Below are 20,795 nucleotides of genomic sequence, written 5' to 3'. Positions count from 1 at the left end.
CCTCGAGTTGCGCGTTTATAAAATTAGAAAAAGAAGCGATATTGTCCATAAAAGTTGATTCATATTGATTTCAACAAAGTCAAGGCCGAGAGATTTACAAAGTTTAACATTGTCTTCAAGTGTATCAAGTTCAATCAGTGTGGGCATTCCCAATAGTCGCATGTGACCTCCAACTAAAATTTTCGCCTTCATTCCTATCAATTCGATCTCATACGCCCCATTAAAACCGTGTTATAATAGCGACCCTCTGCATGTTTTCTATCGTTAATGAGAAGGCCTTCTTGTTTAAAGCCAACACTTTGGTAGAGCTTGATAGCGGATTCATTGGCTTCAACTACAGAGAGCACCACTTTTTCGATGTGCGTTTCATCGGCCCAAGTCAACACTGCATGGATCAGATGTCTGCCTATACCGTATCCCCAATAGTCTTTTAAAATACAGATACCAAAATCAGCTTGATGGTTAAAACGGTTTAAAACTTTGCGTTCACATCTTGTGAAGCCAACGAGTTCATCTTCAAATTCTGCAACGAGAAAAAGATGCCCTGCATCTAAACTGTCTGTTTCAATAATTTTTATAAAATCTGCTTCTGTTAAGACGCCCTCTCCTACTTCGCGGTCTAGAAATTCTGTTTCACTGTCAATTTGAAGACGTAGTTTTGCTAGCGCCATCGCGTCACTCTTCTGAGCACTTCTTAGTGTCCATTCGATAGATTTAGAATTGATTTGCTTCGTTTCAATGATCATAAAAATGCCTCCAGGTTAAAAAAGTGAATCATCGACAGTTACAGTATAGGGCTCATCTTCTTTTTCAATCGGATAGCCGTAAATGAAAAATTCTGCACCTCGGGCTATTTTTTTAAATTGTAGTTCCCATGAATCATAGTGGGCATAGTGTTGAGCTAAATCTTTAAGATTAAGATCAGCAAATTTAAAAACTTCAACATTTGCGTTTATAATGACAGGTTGAGCGTCTAAAGTAGTTTCTAAAATCTTAAAAAAATCATTTTTTCGGCGGTACATCATTGTCATAACTTGACTCGAATCGATTACAGCATAGGAAATGTTAAAGCTGTTTATGTAGCCATCTTGATCAATATTGACATTAAACTCGTTTATAAAAACTTCTGCTGGCTCAAGTGAGAGTTCTGTTAACAGGTCATAGAAATCGAAATTTATAAATTCAGTACTTTTGATCGTGTCATTAATTTTCAAATAAGTTTCGTGTATATCATTTTCTTCAGGAATACTTTTTGAGCAAGCCACGGGGATACAAAGGATTGCCAGAATAAAAAGTGATAAAAAGAAGCGTTTAGAAAGTGCCATCAGTAGTCCTCCCATCTAAAAGTTGATTCATTTTGGTTTTCAAATTTGGAATTCGATCATTCTAATAATAGGTAATTTTTCACTAAGGCTTGAGCGAGTTTCTTAGAAGTATCAATGATTTTAATTTTTAAATCTATTTTATCGAACAGGACGTTCAAATCTGTGCACGCTAAAATGACAAAATCAATTTGAGCATCAAGCAATTGGCGCTCTAGCCTATGCCATAACCCTATAATCTCTTTAATGTCTTCATTTGCTTTAATTTTCATAATGATGGCATTTACGGATTGCTGCCATTCGCTCTCGTGTATTAGAGTACACATCTTGGCAGAGATTCCCTTTTGATAAATGCCTGAATTGAAGGTGAGTTCTGTTGAGAGTATTGCAACTTTTGAGTTTTCAGGGATGGCGTCTAGGGCTTCATCCACGATATTAAGGACGGGCACGGTAACACCCTCTGTAATTGCTTCAAAATATTTGTGTGCGCTGTTACAAGGTATTGCAACGATGTCAACACCAGCCTCAACGAGATTATTTAAACCTGTTTTAATATAATTTTTAAGGGCAGTCTCATCCACTTCACGGTCGATATAAAAAGGCGTTGGCAACGAATAGATCATCATATGTGGATAATCGATATCGTATTTTGCACCATATTGAATTTGACATTCATCTAAAACCATTTCCAAAAATGGACTTGTGGATCTTGGGCCCATACCCGCTAAAATACCGATACGCTTCATTGTATTGTTGTGTTTGTTCTTATGCATTAATCCCTCCACGCACCTTCACTCTCCGCTAGACCTATTTTTTAACCACAGGAATCCAAATTTCAGACTCATAATTTTCTGAATGAATGTCCCCTTCGGTGTAATATTCAATGTCGTATTCATCAAAAAACTGGTACCTAGCTTGAGGCAACCATTCAGTATAGATACGACACCACATCTTTTGTATCGATTCAGGCATGGGGCCAGTGCAAGGGAAAACAGCCCATGTGAACTCGGGAATCTCATAAACCGCAAAGCCACTGGGAACGTTATTTACACATTTTTCATGGCATCCAATACCATAGGTAAATTTATTCGACGCTTCTTGATCGAATATCCGGACGCCCATTTCGCCACATACGCCATGTGCGTTGAATTGTCTCATAAAAGTCTGCCATACTTCAGGAATTTCAAGCATGCAGGTATCTGATTCAAATACATGTGGGGTTAAAACCGCTTTGAATGCAGGTTTTTTTTCAATACGATACTCAAGGATATTCCCACCTTCTATGGCCAGTTTAATCAGCATGCGATTATAGGATTTTAACACAGCCCCTTGTTTTTTAGCGTGACTTGGCTTGATGCCATGAAATCTTTCGAAGGCTTTAGAAAAGCTCTCTGCGTTTTCATAGCCGTAAGTAAGCGCCACGTCCAGTACTTTAGAGCCCTTTTGTGTGAGGGCTTGACCAGCCAATGAAAGCCGTCTGTTGCGGATGTATTCGCCCATGCTAATGCCAGTGAGCATGCTGAAAGTCCTTTGAAAATGGTAGGTTGAAATATGTACTTTTAAAGCGACATCGTTTACAGAAAAAGTATCAAGGAGATGAGCCTCAATATAATCTATGGCTGTATTTAGCGATTGAATCCATTCCATAATTAATCTCCACATTAAATTGAAAGACACAAAAAAGATTCCTATGTTAAATATAGAAATCTTTTTAGATGCTTACTATAATTATTATACCTTAAATCGTCAGAGTGTCAAAAGTCAGTTTCGCATGAATCCTAATACTGAACCCTATATTTTATACCCTGCATCCTATACCCTATTCTGGATCGCGTATTATCCGTAAGCGCATTTTAGATTATTTGAGGGGCACGCGATCGAAAAAGCCACTGGCAGAGGGTGCGTTGTCGTATTCAATTTCATAAGTGATCGGGGGAGCGGTCTCTTCCTTATTAGAACCTTTAAGCGCATACTTTTGCCAGCCGTTGAGTGCTTGTCCTGCCCAGCATATTTCAAAACTGAGCTCATTTAGGTCCATGACGACACTCTTTATCGTTCCAAAGAACTCATCAAATCCACGGCAGTTAAGTCCCTGTGGATAGTCCGTTAGTAAGAACGACTTAATCTGATCGGCGCTGTGTTTATCGTTTTGATTGATAAATGCATCAATTGTCTGATATCGTACAACTGAATTATTCATGGCAAAAGGTTCCTTGGAACGCATGGGTTCTAAGACAGGATGGTTGGTGGCGTGAAGATAATTGGGATTAGAGTGATCTGCTTGATGAATTTCTACATAAGCAGAGGTACCATCCAAAGTTTCATAGAGAACTGCCCTCCCCGATACGTCTGCCATTAAAAGATTGATATTATAGGCAATGGGCATCTTCTGAACAAAGTTAAGTGCTTCTTCTACATCTTTGCAGTTTTCAAGAAGTGCTTTGATCACTGCCCAAAACTGGAGCCCTTTAAATGCTGGGGAGCGCATTTCTTTTTGATTGCTTACGGGAAACCCACAGGATGTCATACATACGCCAAGGCCATGTTCATTTAAGCCTTCACTTCGACCAAAATCGGCAATTGAACCGCCAATATGCGCATACTTCCCTGTTGGCGAGAGCTTAATAACTCTAAAGTCTTCAAATTGTGGTGCAAATTCATAGCTGCGTGCTAAAAGTACATGTGCCTCTGCTGTTAGATCTGGTAAGAAAACCATTTCGCTACAGCTCGGTCTCAGATATGTCATAGCGCAAAAGATAAGCTGACCCAGTGTTGCACCTGTGGCATCTGCGTAGCCCTTGAGTTCATCTGTAAGGCCTGGACAATACGCATCATATAACGCAAGTGCTTCGTCCAAAATGACTTTTGGCATGGATTCTGACGGCGCTATGATCCCCGCGTTTTGAGGTAATAACTTACCCATTTGTGCACCGATTTCATACGATGACCCCGATATTTCGATGTACTGTGCTTTTGTTGTTCTTCTATTTTTCATAAGACCTCCTCTAATTGTATGTGCAAATATTGGTATGTGCAAAACCATACCCTTATTATAGAGTGTCCTATTCGAATTTTCCTGTGGTTTTATGCACCGATTTGTCCATTAAAGAAATTAGGGGTTTATTCTTTATCAAAATCGAGTAAAGCGCATAAATGTCTTTTCAGATCTTTTTCGTAATATTGCTGAATAATGGCTGTTTTCGCATAGACCCTTATGAGATCACAATGCCAAGCCCCGTTGTTTCTTAAATACGGACAGCCCCCTCCACAGAGGTATTTTGCAAAACAGATTTGACAATCTTCTTGCTGATTGAGATCAAATTGCTTCAGGGCTTCTATTTTTTGGGGAAGCAATTTAAATTTAATTTCGGTTTCATCAAAATAACCGATGGTAAAGAGATTATCTTTTGAATGTGATGAACGCATACAAGTTTCTATAATGCCTTTTTCAGAGATATACCAGTCTTGATTGGAGACCGAAGCGCAAGCGTAGTCTTTGAGTGTCTTTAAATCGCGTTCCACTGTTATTGCGGCATTTAAGTATCTGTTTTGAATTTGCTCAAGTTTTTCATGGAAAAGTTCAGGGCTTGGCGGCATGACTTGGCCCTTGTGATCAGCCTGATCCATAGGTGCAAAAACGATTTGTGTACCCTGAAAATGTGCATTAAAAAAAGCCATAGTTTCTTCCAAATGATTAATATTATATGCGGTTACCACGACGTGAATTTGCCATTTTACTTTGGATTTTTTTAAACTTAAGGCATTTTGGAAGACTCGATTAAAACTGTCTGTTGCACTTGGCGCTGGTCGGTGAAAGTTCTGGATGAACTCAGGACCATCAAACGACAGGGAAAGCTTATGGATGTGATTGCAGATAAACTCTGAAACTTCTTGGCTGTAAAAGCCGTTAGTCACTATAGAATAAGTGGGGGTAATATGCGCTTTTTCAGCGATTTCGTTTGCATAGTTCACAGCAAATTTTAAGAGTTCAAAAGCACAAGTGGGTTCACGACCGCCCATAAAGCCAATATGACAGTGCTCTAGGTGTCTTTCGCTTATCTTTGTCAAATAAGTATCAATCGCATTTTTTAAAATGGGTTTTGTGACATCACACGCTTCTCCATCAAGAGCACCTGCATAACAGTATTTACAGTTAAGATTACATTTATTGGTCAGTGTGAGAAATAAATTAGGGGGCAAAAGATGCACACACTCTATAGTCGCATTTTCAATTTCTGAAATCACTTGAATGTGTTTTTGAACACTTTCTTCCCTTTGAGAGTTGTCTATCAGCTCACAATAGGCCTTAAGTGGTGCGTAAAAGAATGTCTCCCCTTTGCAATTTTCGTTTTCCAGTATGAAATAGGTGTCTTTTTTCATTTTGATGACCTCGATTATTCTGTATGGATTGAAAAAGGAGAGCATGTTATGCCCTCCCTTTCCTTGGATGATTTAGTGCTTAAATGTGTACATAACAAGTGCCTACATTATTATTCACATCCGCTCTGCTTGCTTGGCTTGTGGCAAATGATTGAAGTTCGTCACTGCTGACCATAATACCATTTGACTTTAAGTATGTCATTGCAGCATCTTTTGTTGTACATGCAGATAATCCATTTTTAAAAGCTGGATTTTCTTGAGCCATTTTCAGCATTTTTTGAATGCTTGGTGTTAAATTTGCGTTCATGATAAGTCTCCTTTCAATATGTACTTCTAAGTTTTAGATACAAGATAATTATACCTTCTCTTAAAAATAATGAGTACTGTCCGAAAGTATACTTTTACAATTTGAAGAAAATCATTAAGAGCGCATGTCGGTGTATTCTTCAAGCTGATCGTTGTAAAGCTTAATGGCCTGTGTTCTATTCTTAGCACCGAGTTTACTATAAATGGAGGAGAGCAATTTTTTGACCGCGCTTTCACTGATAAAGAGTTCAGTACCCATCTGAATGTTGCTCTTTCCCGTTTTGAGCAGTGCCATAATCTCAAGTTCTCTTGAGGTTAAACGCAAGGGCATGTTTTGATGACGGCATTTTTTTAGGATTTCCGCATATTGAAGTGATTTTAAAAGGAGTTCCTTTAAAAAAGGCGTTTCACCTTCTATCGTGATAAAGTGCTCTAATAAGGGGCATATCCATATGCCATATTCAGCAAATGAAGTGATAATATGATCCCCTTTACAAATGGCAATCGCCTTTTTGAATGGGATCATTGCTTGATTCAAATTATAGATCTGAGCCATTGCAATGGCTTCTAAAATGTAGGCATGAATGTATCCCATGAGGTTATTAAATTCTGAAAACAGTGTGTTCATTTCCTCGCAGAGCAATTCAAGTTCAATGTATTTGCCTTCGTGTAATAAATATTGGCCGTAGAGAATAAAGCCAAGGCCTTTGCTCTGGAAAAAGAACAGATGAGCGCTGAGTTCATTATTTTTGAGTGGCTCACTGAGCACCTCGAATTGGCCTGTTTTTAAACGCAGTGCATCCATTGCTAAAAAGTATGGACTTCTTGATGAATAGAATAATGACGTGGTTTTGGGTGACCGCTCTGCCGTAAGACGATTCATCAGTTCATTTGCTTTATCAATCTGCCCTTTTGCAATGGCACATCTTGAGAGCGTAAAGGTACCACAGATTAAGGCATCAAACTGTGGGAGCTTTTCCGCTTTTATAATGGCCTTTTGAGCATAGAGTTCCGCTTGTTCGATATGGCCTATTTCTAAAAAGTATTCGGCCATAACGGCATATTTTAGGCCAGTCCCTTTTCGATTTGCAAGTAATTCATAATACTTAATATTGTCTTGAATAGATTCAGCGGTCTGTTTAAAAGTATTTTCTTGCTTATAATATAAATATAATACACTAAACGAACCAGAGCATGGCATTTTGTCAAGTTTAGTGGTCTTTGAACTGCCGCCTAGAATCGCGTAGGCTTTTTTTTGTCTGGCAAAAATGGTTTCAATATCGTTATAAGCCATTAGACTTTTCAAAAATTCGATTTCACCCTCTATCTTCAGTCCCGTGCAATCAAAATTGATTTCATCATTTTTTACTTTAGCGTCAAGTTCATGTAGCAGTCTTGCCCCATGGGGAATATCATGAGAAGATATTAGAAAATGTAAGTAACATAAGTAAGCGAGCAAATGTTCAAATTTGAGCTTTTGAGGCATTTGCTCCATGATATGGATAATCGCATCGGGGTCGTGATCGTACATTTTCCTTATAGAACCTTTTTCAAAGGCTTTTAGTATTTGTACATATTCTTCTGCTTTGGTCAAACATTTGATGCCTTCAATTATGAAGTTGTTTTCCACGAGCCATAGGCCAGTTTTAGCATAATATGTTCTTTGAAGTGCCTGCGGTAATCTTTGAAATTCATATTCATATAAATAAGTTTGAAAGATATGATGGATCGTATACCTTTTACTTTCTGAATGATACCTTAAAAAGGTGCCTGTCTTTTGAAGCTTGTTGATAAGCAGTGCTGCGGTGTTTTGTCCTAATATAGACGCAAGTTGTGACATGGAGAAGCTGTCAAGAATACCTAAAAGTGCTATAATTTCAAGTTCGTTTTGATGCTTGGTCATTAGGGTACTTTCTATTAAGGTTTCAATAGGTTCAACTGAACCCACTTGTCCAGTTTCTTGATATTTATGCATCAGTAAAAGTGCAACTGAAATCCACCCTTCAGCCTGCTCGTGAACTTTTAAAATAATATCTTTTCCAGCTGGAATGTGATTAATGCGAAAGAGTTTACCCACATCAGCAGAGGACAATAAAAAGCTTTTTTGTGTGATACAACAGCACTTGTTTTTTAACTTAAGTTCTTCAATTTTAAGGTTAGGCATTGAGCGTGAAAGGATTAAAAGGTGGAGATTGTAAATGTCGGCACGCACTAATAGTTCGATGAATTCGTCAAAAGTCGTAGACTTATTGAATTGATAATCATCGATGATTATATGTATCGGTTTTGTCTTAGTGATCGCTTGTAATATTGAAAAAACTTCGTTTCTTTGAGGGGTTAAGAATGGAAACCCCAAGTTTCTAAAAAGTTCCCCTAGAGCCTCATCGATCATTTTAATTTGCCTCGAAAAGGTATCCCAGATGAATTTAGGAGAATGCTCATCTGCTTCAAAATGGAACCAGTAAGGGGTTTTGTCAGCCGTTTTAAAAAATTCAATTGTAGCGGTGGTCTTGCCATACCCCATCGGTGCAATCAATAATGTAAGTGGGTAATCTAAAGCATTGGCAAGTGCTTTAGATATGTTTTTACGTTGCAATAAATTTTTTTCTAACATATATACCTCGCTGAATTTTCTAGTGTGTCAATGGAGATCACCTCAATTATACATTAATACCATCCAAATGGGAATGATAAATATAGGGGCATGCAAAAAAAAGTGCATCCCAAAGATGCACTTTAACTTATAGAGCGTTTATTGAATTTACGGCTTAAATACTGATATCCTTGCCTTTACTAATCTTCGCAAAGAGCAGTAATGATAAAATTGTAAATAGCGTCAGCAAGGTTGACAGTGAAGCAGCGATCCCGTAATTACCACGTATAACTTCCGTATAGATGGCCACAGTAAGTGTTTTGGTTTTACCAGTGTAAAGAATAATCGCAGTGGATAATTCGCTGATCATAGTGACCCAGCTCAATATGGCACCGGATAAAATACCCGCACGCATCATAGGCACTGTCACTTTGAAAAACGCCTTCATTTTAGGTGTGCCCAGTGATATGGCCGCTTCTTCGATACACATCGGAATCTGTTGTAATATGGCAACAGAAGACCTGATGGTATAAGGTAGACGCCTGATGACCAGTGCAATCACCATGATTAAAATACCGCCACTGAGCAAAAGTGGCTTTTGGTTAAAGGCAGTGAGTAATGAAATACCCACGACTGTACCTGGTACAATATACGGTATCATGGAGATGATATCCAAGGTATTGGTAAGTGTATTTTTTCTTCTGACCACAAGATATGAAATCAGTACCGCTAAAAGTATAATCGCAATTAAAGCGAGCAGCGGTATGATAATGGAGTTTTGAATACTTCTGCCAAGCTTGTCAAACATGCTGACATAACTGTTAAAAGAATACCCCTCCACGAAGATCATGCCCTTGGTATTTTTAAAAGACGTATAGAAAACATAGAGCTGTGGTAATATAGCGATGCAAACGGGAATGTAAGCCACTATATGCACAATGATGTTTTGAATGCCTGTAATCTTCTTGGCTTCAATAGGATGAAGCGAATTCATGGAAAAAGCTTTTCGACTTCCGATATACTTTTGAAGTAAGAAAACCACTGTGGTGATCATAATGGCAATTATGGCGATGGCCGCGGCAAAACCATCGTCTCCCCCCACTTCGCTGATGAATTCGTTGTAAAGTGTCACGGGGAATGTCCTGTAGCCTTCACCGATGAGCATAGGTGTCCCAAAATCTGCGAAAGATCTCATGAAGACTAAAAGCCCAGAGGCTAATAATGTCGGTACGATAAGTGGCATAATTATTTTTGCAAAGAGTTTTACCCCTCTACAGCCCATGCTTTGACTGGCTTCAATCAAGGAACTGTCGATGTTCTTAAGCGCCCCTCTTACATACAAGAATACCAGTGGGAAAAGCTGTAGTGTCAATACAAATAAAATGCCGAAAAAACCATAAATGGTAGGTGTTTCAATGTTCATATTTTTAAAGAATGTTGTGATGACACCGCTTCGGCCTAATAGCAATATCCAAGAATAAGCACCGATAAAAGGTGCGGACATAGATGCAATGATGATGCCGATGTTCAAAATGGCTTTGCCCTTGATTTCGTAGATGGTATAGATATAAGCTAAAGGCGCACCGAGTGCAAGCGAAAAAAATGTCGCGGCAAGGGATACTTTAAAGCTGTTAAACAATGTGGTGAAATAATAATTTTTGGAGAAGAACTTCACAAAGTAATCCAGTGTCCAAACGCCAGTTTCAGCATTATAAACAGCTTGCTTCATTAAGTTACCAAGGGGATAAATCAAGAAGCAACCATATAGAACCAGAACACTTAAAGTAATAAATCCCCAAATGTCTAATTGAAATTTATTATGCGCTTTCAAATGAATCACACCTTAGAAGATTCTCACTTCCCCTTTCATCAAAAATGTTTATTTTATGAGACTTTACTTGTAAAGAAATCGGCGTATTATCTGGAATGAGTGCATCTGCTGATTCTTGAATGACTTCAACCGTATTGTCTTCACTGAGCTCTATAAAGTAATGTGTGTTCATGCCAAGATATGAAGTGTCTTTTATGATGCCTCGGATGCCCACTTGATCATTTTGAACGATGACAAATTCTTCTGGTCTTACAGAAACCACTAAATCTTGGTCCTTTTTATCTTTAAGGGCTTCTATGGAAATTTCATATTCGTCAGAAAAACACACTTTACCTGCTTTTAATTTTGCATTTACAAAGTTCGATGTCCCGATAAAATTAGCGACAAAAGCATTTTTAGGTCTTTTATAGATATCTTCTGGTGTTCCTAAATGCTGAATCACACCATCTTTCATCACGGCGATCTTATCACTGATGGCCATGGCTTCTTCTTGGTCATGCGTCACATAGACAGTGGTAATGCCCACTTCTTTTTGGATCTTTCGGATAAAGCGACGCATTTCAAGTCTGAGTTTTGCATCGAGGTTGGACAGGGGTTCATCCATTAAAAGCACATCGGGTTTGATGACAAGTGCTCTTGCAAGTGCAACTCTCTGCTGTTGACCTCCTGAGAGTTTCTCAGGAAGTCTGTCAGCAAATGCGTCAATTTGCATGGCTTTTAAGAACTTGTTTGTCTCTTCTGTCATTAAAGCTTTATCATATTTACGGTTTTTAAGTCCAAATTCTACATTTTCTCGAACAGTTAGATGAGGAAAAATCGCATAATTTTGGAACACCATGCCGATGTTTCTCTTTTCTGGTGCCATATCATTGATTCGTTTTTCATTGAAGTAAAAATCGCCACCTTCGATGGAATTAAAACCAGCGATCATACGGAGCAAGGTGGTTTTACCACAGCCAGAAGGGCCGAGTAAGGTAAACAGTTCGTTGTCCCCTATTTCCACATTGAGGCCAGAGACGACCACATTGTCACCGTATTTTTTTACAGCATCTTTGATTATTATTTTACTCACTGCTGTCCTCCTAAAACCAATCTCTAATTGGAACCAATGCTTGTGAAAATATCAATGTATTTTTCAACGATACTTGATTTATTTTCATTTACATATGGAATATCTTCAGTAATCACATGAATATCAGAAATAGGTGTTAGATAAGTGCCCACTTCAGCGCCTTCGATTACAGGTCTGTTGGTTAAAGTGGTACCGTATATATTTTGAATCTCTTCACTGATGATAAAGTCGATGAATAATTTTGCATTTTCAAGGTTTTCACAGTTGCTTACGATTGCAGCCGTTGCAGGTAAATAGACAGTACCTTCTTCTGGGTAAACGATCGCCACATCGGCTCCATCGCGCACTAGACCAGCAGAAGGATCTTCATAAGTAAGACCAACTACCATCTCACCATCTGCGACGCTTTTGTAGACTTTACTTGAGCTGCCCATGACTTTACCATCTATGTTGGTATAAAGGTCTTTGACATATGCCCATGCACCATCGTTATCATAACCACCGTTTGCTAAAAGTATATTCGTAAGTTGAGCAAATGCAGAAGATGAGTTTGCTGGATCAGCACTTGCAATTTTGCCTTTTAATTCTGGATTTAATAAATCTTTATAGCCCTTTACTTCGATATCGCCTAATAGCGTTTTGTTGACAATTAAACAGCTGCCATCTAAAACATAGCTTGTTGTGTAACCTGTTGTATTTTGGTAAGCTTCGATGACATTGCCATCGTTTGGTGAAATGTAATCTTGGAATAATTCTGCATTAGAATAAAACTGTGAAAAAGAGCCGCCGAACATAACGTCTGCATAGGGTGCGTCTTTTTCAGATGAAAGTCTCTTAATAAGTTCCCCTGTACCCGCTTGAATCACTTCCACTTTGATGCCGTATTTTTCTTCGAATAGTGGCACTGTTGCGTTCATAAGACCTTCACTGTTTGGAGAGTAAACCACGAGATTGCCACCTGTTTTTGGCGTTTCTGGAGCTGGTGCAGTTGCTTCTGGAGTTGCTTCAGGCGCGGGTGCTGGTGCTTCTGCTGCTGGCTTAGCGCCACAAGCAGTCATCATGATGACGAGTAAACTCAAAACGACTAACATTAACATTTTTTTCATAAAATTTTCCCCCTTAGGATTTGATTACTTTAATCATATCAATCCTCAAGAGGATCAGATACCTAAAATAAAAGCCAAATAGATAATATTCCATACAAAAATGAGCCCCCTTCAGAAAAGAATGGCGCTCATTTATATAGCATTATACACCTCCATAAATTAATCATTGTCCTTAAGATGAATATGATTTGATTTCACTTAAATACTCTTTAGGTGAGCACCCCATATATTTTTTAAAGACGATCCCGAAATACTTATAGTCCCCTATACCGCAACTGCAGGCAATTTCTTGAATCTTATGGGCACCTTCATTTAACAATTTTAATGCTTTTTGAATTCTATAGCGGTTTAAATATTCTATAAAAGTAGTCCCTATGGCTTCCTTGAATTTAGCATTGAGATAGGATTCACTGTAATTGAGATGATTGACTAAATCTTGAATATATATCTTTTCATGATAATGATCGTAGATATATTGAAGCATATCTTTGACAACGCTATCCTCTGTGGCATCCACAGAAAAATCCTTGAGCAAAGCTGTATTTTTGAGTTCGTCCGTCTTATATTGCTTTCCAAGATATGCGCGTCTGATATCGCATTGTACTTTTGCGCGTGCGATAGCTTCTTTCATTTCATCTGTAACAAGAGGCTTTAACAGATACTCTATAACACCGTGTTTTATGGCTTCTTTTGCATAGTTGAAATCAGAATAACCGGTCAGTAGAATAGAGACATATTCAAATCGATCGCAGGTTTCTTCTATCATTTTAAGCCCATCCATTATGGGCATGTTGATGTCTGCGATGACAATATCGGGTTGATGTTTTTTAATCGCTTCTATGCCTTCAATACCGTTACGCGCTTCTGCCACAACAAGGCAGTCGAGTTCATTCCAAGGCATGTAATAAACTAAATTTTTACGGATGATATCTTCATCTTCCACAATTAAAATCTGATACATGGTTTACCTCCTGGTATTTGGAACCACATAAATCATGATCCCGAGACCTTCACCAATCATATTATAAAGTTCTATCCGACTACCTTCACCATAACTTAAATAGAGTCTACGAGCAATGTTGTGAAGGCCGTTATGAGCAGTGGTGTTTTCAACTTGCTTTAGGGATTCACGGAGCCATTGTTCTTGTTCCTTAGACATACCAAGACCGTTGTCTTCAATGTACAAGTGTAGTATATCATCTTTTAAAAAGATATTGATATGAATTTCGATTTCCATGCGCTTTAAAAAACCGTATTTGATGCTATTTTCGATCAAAGGTTGTAGTAAAAGTTTAGGCACAATAAAACGGTGACAGGACTCATCAATGTAGATACTGTATTTAAAACGGTCGCCGTATCGGACCATTTGTATTTCAAGGTAATCCTCAATATATTTCATATCCTCTATGAGGCGTGTGTCTTTACAACTGTTATCGATACTGTATCTCAAGATTTGTGTGAGCCTTGTGATCAATTTATCAAGTTCTGAAGGGTCTTGAAAATCAAGGCATCTTATGGTCTCAAGCGTGTTGTACAAGAAATGCGGGTTAAACTGTGCCGTTAATTGCTTGAGCTCTATAATATTGTTGAGTTCTAATAAGTTGGTATTTCTCTCATTGAGTTCTTTGACATTATCCAGCATTCGATTGATCTGAACGGCAACATCCGAGAATTCATCATTGGTATTCATTTTGATGCGGTATTCACGATCTTCTTTTCGGATGATTTTAATTTCTTTTACCAGTTCATTGACCGCAGCGGCGTTTTTTTCTGCCATGGCTAGAGTCATCTTCTTTGCCAGTTGATACCATGAGATGCCGAGGAGGATGATGACCATTAACCCGATTATAAAAAAGGATGAATTCTTTGGATAGTACACGAGTGAATAAATGACAACGTTATACCGACTCAAGTATTTTGAAGCGACCCAATAGCGATCGTTATTTTGCTTATAGATATGATTGCTGATCTCGGGGGTGAACTTGTTGATCTTATGAATTAAACTCTTGCGACTGCTGATAACGACATTCCCCATGGTATCTGTGATCACGGTGTTAAAATTAAAATCAGCGAGACGATAATTCCACTCATTCCCAGATAAATAAATATTGGAAAAGCCGATGAGTTCCCCTTCTTCATACACAGGTGCGGCAAATATATAACTGGCATAATTTTGCCCTAAATAGTAAATGGCATTGTAGATCCCGTTTTTTGCTTTAGTGATCGCATTTTCACAGACCACTTTGTTGAATTGTTTGATATGAAGATTGATTTCATCTTCTTTAAAAGAGGTGTAGAGGATATTGCCTTGCTTGTCTGTAAGGATCATATCGCTCTTAATTTCACTTTCCACGCCAAACTCATAAAAAGAATGTGTGAGTGTATTCAGGCCGATGTCTTGTGTGAGAACACGTTTAAAGAGCCGAGTAGCCTGATCGCTTTTAAGATACTCAGTTGTGTGATCGTGGATTCTGATAAATTCTGATTCCAGCGCTTCTAAATGCTGCGTTGCGTTGGACTGGTTGACGCTGTAGTTCATAATATAAACCCCAACGGAAAATAAAAGGCAGCCAATGCTTATGAGTAAAAAGAGTCTCTTATTAACCGATTTCTGGAGTTTGTTTTGAAAGAGTTCTTTGTTGTGATTGATCGTATGTTTCAATAGAATGCACCCTAATCCTTTACTGGTTTTTGCTTTGGAAAGTTGAGTAAATTATATTAAACATATCAGGGATCGTCAATGATCAAAGCGAATACGCATTGACGCCAAATGCTATAAAAAATCCCCATCAGACCATATGAGGGGGATTTAGTGTGCTGTTATGAAATTCGTCTAACGCAAATATCAGCTTTCTGGAGGATTAATTACCGCTATTCTGAATTGACTTCGGTCCATATCCTTATCTTTTTGTCTCTTCCATGAGTGAAGCACAAGTGCAAGTGTAACGACACCATAGGAAGCGAACATTCTAAAATATTCGCCCAGCATAGCTTGACCTGTGATGTATTTCCCTGCCATTGGCATCACGAGGAACATGAGGTGAAAAAGTGCAGTACCGATTATAGCGTTTGGTATAGTTGCTTTTGATACGGTTGCGCCGCCTACGAGTAATGCTGCTGCCGCAAAGAGAGCCGCTTGATCTGCACCGTTATACGTATTGAGTGTTCCAATGTTTTGAAGGTATATAATTTGACCATAACACGCTAAAACGGTTGAAATCATAATAGATTGAATTCTTGTTTTCTCCATGGCAATACCAGCAGTACTGGCAACGTGCATATCTTGACCGACAGCTCTCATATCTTGACCGAGTTTGGTTTTTCTGAACCAAACCGTGAAAAGACAGATGAGTCCTATGATCATAAAAGTGCCCACAGGGATACCGACGCCCCCTATTTTTATGAACAGGAGTTTATCGAAGCCTTTAGCGACATTTAAGGTCAACGCATTTCTAACGCCATAACCTCTTGATAAGAGCATGCCTGGTGTTTTGAAAGGGATCAGTGAACCACAGACATAGAGTAAAAAGAATTGATAGATACCAGAGATAAATAACCCCAGCATCATAGAAGTAATCATTTCACGCCCTTTGGCACGGTTTAGAACACGCCCTCCAAAATAACCGAGGACCATGGCAATCGGTGTTGAAATAATCGCAGCAAGGATTAATCCAAGTGCACCTTCCACACCCCAATCCGTAATGAAGATTAAACCGATTTGACCTGCCATTGCGCCTAAAACCATACCAAAATTGATGCCCATTCCTGCCATTACAGGTAAAAGAAGCGCTAATACGAGGAATGAGTTTCTTACAAGTCGAGTGACAATGTTGTTTAAAAGATACGAGCCCGAGAATTGTGATAGCGGAATCGCAAACAAGCATATTATGAGGAACAGCATAGGGACTGCACTCGCTGTTAAGAGCTTGCCCATTTTATTTTTATCCATGTTCATCGCTTACCTCGCTTTCCGTGTCAGTGCATAGACGATCATACCGTTTGAAACGATGATCCGAATGATTTCAGAAACATCAATATTGATCGCACTGTTGATGACCGAAGGTGTCATGGTCAATATCCCTTGAAATAAGAATGTGCCTATAATAACATTTGCAATGCTGGCTTTATTGACAGAAGCACCGCCAAGTAACACTGCAGCCACAGATGGAAATATAAACGCAAGTGGTGAGTTGTACATTTGGACGAAACCAAAGCTCTGTTGATAGACAATAATACCCACTGCGGCAATCATAGTTGAAAGCACAACTGAAATAACTCTCATTTTATCAATATCGATGCCAGCAGCTCTTGCATAATCGGGATTCGATCCTACAGCGGTCATAGCGGTGCCTGTCTTGGTCTTAAAAAACGCCCAGACAAGCAGTGCCATAAAACCAAAGAAAAGAATCATCCCTGTGGGCAATATAAAGTTTTTGCTGATCGGAATGGCTAAAAAGTCACTAATTTTATGGAACCAGTATTCCTGAATACTTATGGTGACACGTAACCCTTCACCTTTAAAGCCTTGAACACTTGTTGGATTTCTAAAGGGCAAGATCAGCCACATCATATTCATAAAGAAAACGAATGAATAGCCCACATAGGTGGCAATAATCATCTCATCGCCTTTAACGCGATTTAGGAGTTGACCGTATAAAAAACCAAAGACAATAGCGGCTAAAATACCTACAAGAAAAGCAACAAGTATCCCTGAGATGCCGACGAATCCAAGCTCTATACTTGTAACCGCACCGAGCATACCCGCCACGAGTCCAACTGGAATTCCAAAGTTGAGGCCACAACCGGATTGGATCATAGGCACCATGGACAAGACCATAACGGCACTCATCCCAAACCTTACAATGACATCGTTTAAAGAAGTGTCTATTCTGACACCGAAGATTGGCGCTACAATAAACAAAGCGAGCAAAAAGCATCCAATGATGATTCTCGGCCATCCAAAGTTTTTGATAAATTTATTTACCTCTGCCATTGTTTATCACCACCTTCACTTATTTTATATTCACCTGCCATGAGCATTCCGTAATCAGCTATTTCAGCCTCAGGTGGCAAAATGCCAAAAATTTGACCTTCACACACGATGGCGATTCGATCACAAACGCTTCTGAGTTCTTCGAGTTCTGATGAGATAATGATTACAGTAGTACCATTTTCTTCATTGTCTTTTCTCAGGGCATCGAGCACCAGTTTCTTCGCGCCAACATCGATACCACGCGTCGGTTCAGACACGAGCAGTAAACTTGGATTCATTGCAAATGCTTTCGCTAGACAAACTTTTTGCTGATTGCCACCAGATAGATTTCGAGAGAGCTGCTTTTCACTGGTACATCTGATTTCAAGTTCATTGATATATTTTTGAGCAACTGTTTTCATGGCCTTTTCATCTCTAAAACTGATAAGACCGTTTAAATAGCGCTTGAGAAATTTGTTTTGTACTTGCATGGCATTAAAAGCGATATTCCAATCAATCGGTTCATCTAGGAGTAAACCAACCCCTCGCCTATCTTCTGAAACAAAGGCAATCCCCTCTTTCAGAGCTTCAAGTGTGTTGTTAATGGCAAGTGGTTTGCCGTTGAAGATCATAGAGCCTCCAGTCTCAAACAAACCCATGATGCCGTTGGGAATCCCCAATTTACCTTGGCCTGCTAAGCCGCCAATACCAAGTATTTCGCCTCTTCGCACCTTGAAGTTGACATTTCTAACGGTCTCCCCAGGCATATCCACCCAGAGATTTTTGGCTTCAAAGATGATATCATCATTTTTCTGTGTTTGTGTCTCCACATCTCGATGAATGACTTCAGCGGTTTTCTCTATTTCTCTACCGACCATCCATTCTGCAATTTGTCTGATGTTGACCCCTTCAGCAGGCTTTTCAACGATCACGACACCATCTCTTAAAACCACAATCTTATCACATGCTGACGTGATTTCATGTAGTCTATGGGAGATGAAGATGATCGATATGCCTGAATCCGCAAGTTTGCGCATGGCATGCAGTAGTATTTCGGCCTCAGATTCTGTGAGCACAGCAGTAGGCTCATCCAGAACGATCAATTTAACGTCATCACGATCAATTTCTCGGGCAATTTCTATAAATTGTTTGTGACCTACTGGCATTTCTGAAACCAAAGTTTCTGTATTTATATTAACGCCAAGTGTGTCGATGGCTTTTTGAGCACTTCTTCGAATCTCAGGCATATTTATGGTTTCGAGTCTTTTGCCCAAAAGTCTAGAGAGGACACTACTTTTGGTTTTTTCCATATTGAGCAGTATGTTTTCAGCGGTTGTAAATCCTGGAATCAGTGAAAATTCCTGATGCACCATTCCGATTCCCGCTTTCAGTGCATCAACTGGATCTTTAAAATTAATCATTTCTCCATTTAAATAAATAGAACCTTCGTAGCCACCAGTTTCAGCAATCACATTCATGCCAAATAAAATCTTCATCAACGTGGATTTGCCTGCCCCATTTTCGCCTACAAGGCCCAAAATTTTTCCTTTTTCAAGTGTGAAATTGACATCCTTTAGAACTCTGTTGCCATCATATTCCTTTCCTACGCCGTCTACGCGCAGTAAAATATTTTCGTTTGACAATGTATTCACCTCTCGTCCCCTGTTCTGTTTTACGTGCAATTATGCGATGCGTTAATGGTTTAAATAACACCCCATTGGCAAAACCGTGGCAAATCATCACTGCTTTGTTATCAACTTTGCCAATGGAGGTGCATTACATTATTTTAGTGTTTATTTTACTTCTTTATATTTTTCTGGAACGACTTCTTTAGAGTTTCCTAAATAACCAAGTCCAAATACATATGTGTCTTGGTATACCATGATATGGTTTGTTTTTTCTTCGCCGCTTACACGATCAAGATAGTAAGAACCATTCCATTCAGCACCCGGTGTGTAAAGATCGAAACATGCCATGACGTCATCAAACGAATCTTTTGACATCGTGCCTTCAACGACGTTTTTACCAAACTCAGTCAAAGCTTCAGTAGCCGTGTAACCGTAAGAGTACGCCCAAGTTCCCATTCTACCAGATCCACCTTTAGCAACGACAGCTTCTTCAACTTTGCTCAAAATTGCTGGCCAGTTGCCTGCTTCTTCTTTTAAGTCGATTCCAAATGCGCCTGGGTAACCCATAATAGGAGATGGCAAGTCTGGTTCTACAAAGATTGCGCCCAGTTCAGCAACTCTTTTGAGTAGAGGTTCAGTATGTGCATCGTTAGTACAGAAGAACGCAGTGTCCTTACCGTATTTTTCAACCCATGCAGGCATTTTTTCAAGGATAAATTGTTGCGCGCCAGGAACACCAACATCACTCATTGGATCTGGTGCAGTTTCTGAAATAAATTCAAGACCTAAATCTTTACAAGCTTCTTCCATGATATTTCTTCTTAACGATAAAAGTTCAATACTCATATGTCTTGGGAAAGAAATATGAACAAAGCTCTTAGCGCCCATTTTTTTAGCTGCAAGAATCATTAAGTAGCCTCTGTTGACGTTATCTGGATCAATTGCAAGATCAGCTGCAGCTTCGATCATTGCAGTATCTTCTTGTGGTGAATTAGCAAGAAGAAGGATATCTGGATACATTTCACGGATTTGTTGGAATGCAGCACTTGTACCCGGTACAGATTGGTTGACAACGATTACTTTCATTAATGGATCATCTGCGAGTCCAACAATTGTTGAAATAGTGGTTTCTTGTTCTTGCATGAAGTTATCTGGATAAGTAACATGCTTGATCATACCGCCATCGCTTGCATCGCCATATTTTGCGATCATTGCTTCTGCGCCTCTGAGTTCATCTTCACCTTGTGATACAGTACCCGTAACAATACCGATGTGGAAAGCGGCTTCGGCAGTAGCTGGCGCATCTGCAGGAGCTGCATCTGTTCCTGCTGGTTCTCCAGCAGCAGGTGTCGATTGACCACCACAAGCTGTTAAGCTGAACATCATCATCATAACTAATGTAATTGCTAAAATTCTTTTGAACATTTTAATCCCCCTTAATATAATCTTGGCATAAGCCTTAGAGAGATTATAACAATTTGGTAACAAATAAGCTTTTTTATCACTTATTTCTCTCAAATAATTCACAAATATATTAAATTTCTTTAAAAGAAAATTGATCTCTGTTAGAATAATAGAGACGTAT

At 39.0% G+C, this 20,795-nt stretch carries 19 protein-coding genes; 1 reads left to right on the top strand and 18 read right to left on the bottom strand.

Annotation, left to right across the window (positions count from 1 at the left end; translation table 11 throughout):
- Positions 1-15: 15 nt before the first annotated feature.
- Genes F3D3_RS24215 through F3D3_RS15095 form a run of 5 tightly spaced genes read right to left on the bottom strand, consistent with a single transcriptional unit; the run spans position 16 to position 2,969 of the window.
- Complete coding sequence (locus tag F3D3_RS24215) at positions 16-162, bottom strand: hypothetical protein (protein WP_175438397.1); 147 nt, start codon at positions 160-162, stop codon at positions 16-18.
- A 35-nt stretch (positions 163-197) separates the two neighbouring features.
- Positions 198-746, bottom strand: a complete 549-nt coding sequence (locus F3D3_RS15110; RefSeq protein WP_069875239.1) for a GNAT family N-acetyltransferase — start codon at positions 744-746, stop codon at positions 198-200.
- 15 nt (positions 747-761) lie between these two features.
- Positions 762-1,325, bottom strand: a complete 564-nt coding sequence (locus F3D3_RS15105; RefSeq protein WP_069875237.1) for a hypothetical protein — start codon at positions 1,323-1,325, stop codon at positions 762-764.
- A 56-nt stretch (positions 1,326-1,381) separates the two neighbouring features.
- Positions 1,382-2,095, bottom strand: a complete 714-nt coding sequence (locus F3D3_RS15100) for an aspartate/glutamate racemase family protein (protein WP_069875235.1) — start codon at positions 2,093-2,095, stop codon at positions 1,382-1,384.
- 34 nt (positions 2,096-2,129) lie between these two features.
- Positions 2,130-2,969 carry an AraC family transcriptional regulator gene (locus tag F3D3_RS15095; RefSeq protein WP_069875233.1) on the bottom strand — a complete coding sequence of 280 codons (840 nt, stop codon included), beginning with the start codon at positions 2,967-2,969 and terminating at the stop codon, positions 2,130-2,132.
- A 43-nt stretch (positions 2,970-3,012) separates the two neighbouring features.
- On the opposite strand from F3D3_RS15095, the gene F3D3_RS24210 reads away from it, so the two are divergent.
- The gene (locus F3D3_RS24210) at positions 3,013-3,168 is read left to right on the top strand and encodes a hypothetical protein (RefSeq protein WP_175438396.1); all 156 of its coding nucleotides are present in this window, start codon (positions 3,013-3,015) and stop codon (positions 3,166-3,168) included.
- A 12-nt stretch (positions 3,169-3,180) separates the two neighbouring features.
- On the opposite strand, the gene F3D3_RS15090 is transcribed toward F3D3_RS24210, so the two are convergent.
- The 13 genes from F3D3_RS15090 to F3D3_RS15030 all read right to left on the bottom strand — a co-directional run bounded on the left by F3D3_RS15090 (position 3,181) and on the right by F3D3_RS15030 (position 20,635).
- Positions 3,181-4,317, bottom strand: a complete 1,137-nt coding sequence (locus F3D3_RS15090) for a C45 family peptidase (protein WP_069875231.1) — start codon at positions 4,315-4,317, stop codon at positions 3,181-3,183.
- Between the two features lie 125 nt (positions 4,318-4,442).
- On the bottom strand, positions 4,443-5,702 hold the full coding sequence (locus F3D3_RS15085) for a radical SAM/SPASM domain-containing protein (RefSeq protein ID WP_175438395.1): 1,260 nt from the start codon (positions 5,700-5,702) through the stop codon (positions 4,443-4,445).
- Between the two features lie 79 nt (positions 5,703-5,781).
- Positions 5,782-6,009, bottom strand: a complete 228-nt coding sequence (locus F3D3_RS15080) for a Nif11-like leader peptide family natural product precursor (RefSeq protein WP_069875227.1) — start codon at positions 6,007-6,009, stop codon at positions 5,782-5,784.
- Between the two features lie 114 nt (positions 6,010-6,123).
- The gene (locus F3D3_RS15075) at positions 6,124-8,622 is read right to left on the bottom strand and encodes a LuxR C-terminal-related transcriptional regulator (RefSeq protein WP_069875225.1); all 2,499 of its coding nucleotides are present in this window, start codon (positions 8,620-8,622) and stop codon (positions 6,124-6,126) included.
- 154 nt (positions 8,623-8,776) lie between these two features.
- The gene (locus F3D3_RS15070) at positions 8,777-10,432 is read right to left on the bottom strand and encodes an iron ABC transporter permease (RefSeq protein WP_069875223.1); all 1,656 of its coding nucleotides are present in this window, start codon (positions 10,430-10,432) and stop codon (positions 8,777-8,779) included.
- Positions 10,419-11,504 (bottom strand): ABC transporter ATP-binding protein, encoded by a 1,086-nt coding sequence (locus tag F3D3_RS15065; protein ID WP_069875221.1) that lies wholly within the window; start codon positions 11,502-11,504, stop codon positions 10,419-10,421. The genes F3D3_RS15070 and F3D3_RS15065 overlap by 14 nt, the downstream gene beginning before the upstream one ends.
- Before the next feature lie 23 nt (positions 11,505-11,527).
- Complete coding sequence (locus F3D3_RS15060) at positions 11,528-12,610, bottom strand: ABC transporter substrate-binding protein (protein ID WP_069875219.1); 1,083 nt, start codon at positions 12,608-12,610, stop codon at positions 11,528-11,530.
- A 172-nt stretch (positions 12,611-12,782) separates the two neighbouring features.
- The gene (locus F3D3_RS15055) at positions 12,783-13,571 is read right to left on the bottom strand and encodes a response regulator (protein WP_069875215.1); all 789 of its coding nucleotides are present in this window, start codon (positions 13,569-13,571) and stop codon (positions 12,783-12,785) included.
- Between the two features lie 3 nt (positions 13,572-13,574).
- Positions 13,575-15,272 (bottom strand): sensor histidine kinase, encoded by a 1,698-nt coding sequence (locus tag F3D3_RS15050; protein WP_069875214.1) that lies wholly within the window; start codon positions 15,270-15,272, stop codon positions 13,575-13,577.
- 183 nt (positions 15,273-15,455) lie between these two features.
- A complete protein-coding gene (locus F3D3_RS15045) occupies positions 15,456-16,559 on the bottom strand; it encodes an ABC transporter (protein ID WP_069875338.1) in 1,104 nt (367 codons plus the stop codon).
- Positions 16,560-16,568: 9 nt separating this feature from the next.
- The gene (locus tag F3D3_RS15040) at positions 16,569-17,603 is read right to left on the bottom strand and encodes an ABC transporter (protein WP_069875212.1); all 1,035 of its coding nucleotides are present in this window, start codon (positions 17,601-17,603) and stop codon (positions 16,569-16,571) included.
- Positions 17,591-19,234 (bottom strand): sugar ABC transporter ATP-binding protein, encoded by a 1,644-nt coding sequence (locus tag F3D3_RS15035; protein ID WP_374700076.1) that lies wholly within the window; start codon positions 19,232-19,234, stop codon positions 17,591-17,593. Before F3D3_RS15035 ends, F3D3_RS15040 begins: the two co-directional genes overlap by 13 nt.
- Positions 19,235-19,375: 141 nt before the next feature.
- On the bottom strand, positions 19,376-20,635 hold the full coding sequence (locus F3D3_RS15030; protein WP_069875209.1) for a DUF3798 domain-containing protein: 1,260 nt from the start codon (positions 20,633-20,635) through the stop codon (positions 19,376-19,378).
- Positions 20,636-20,795 lie beyond the last annotated feature (160 nt).

This window comes from Fusibacter sp. 3D3 (assembly GCF_001748365.1).
Lineage (GTDB): Bacteria > Bacillota > Clostridia > Peptostreptococcales > Acidaminobacteraceae > Fusibacter_A.
The sequence above is the reverse complement of the archived record's forward strand: the minus strand, read 5'-3'. Positions and strand labels throughout refer to the sequence as shown.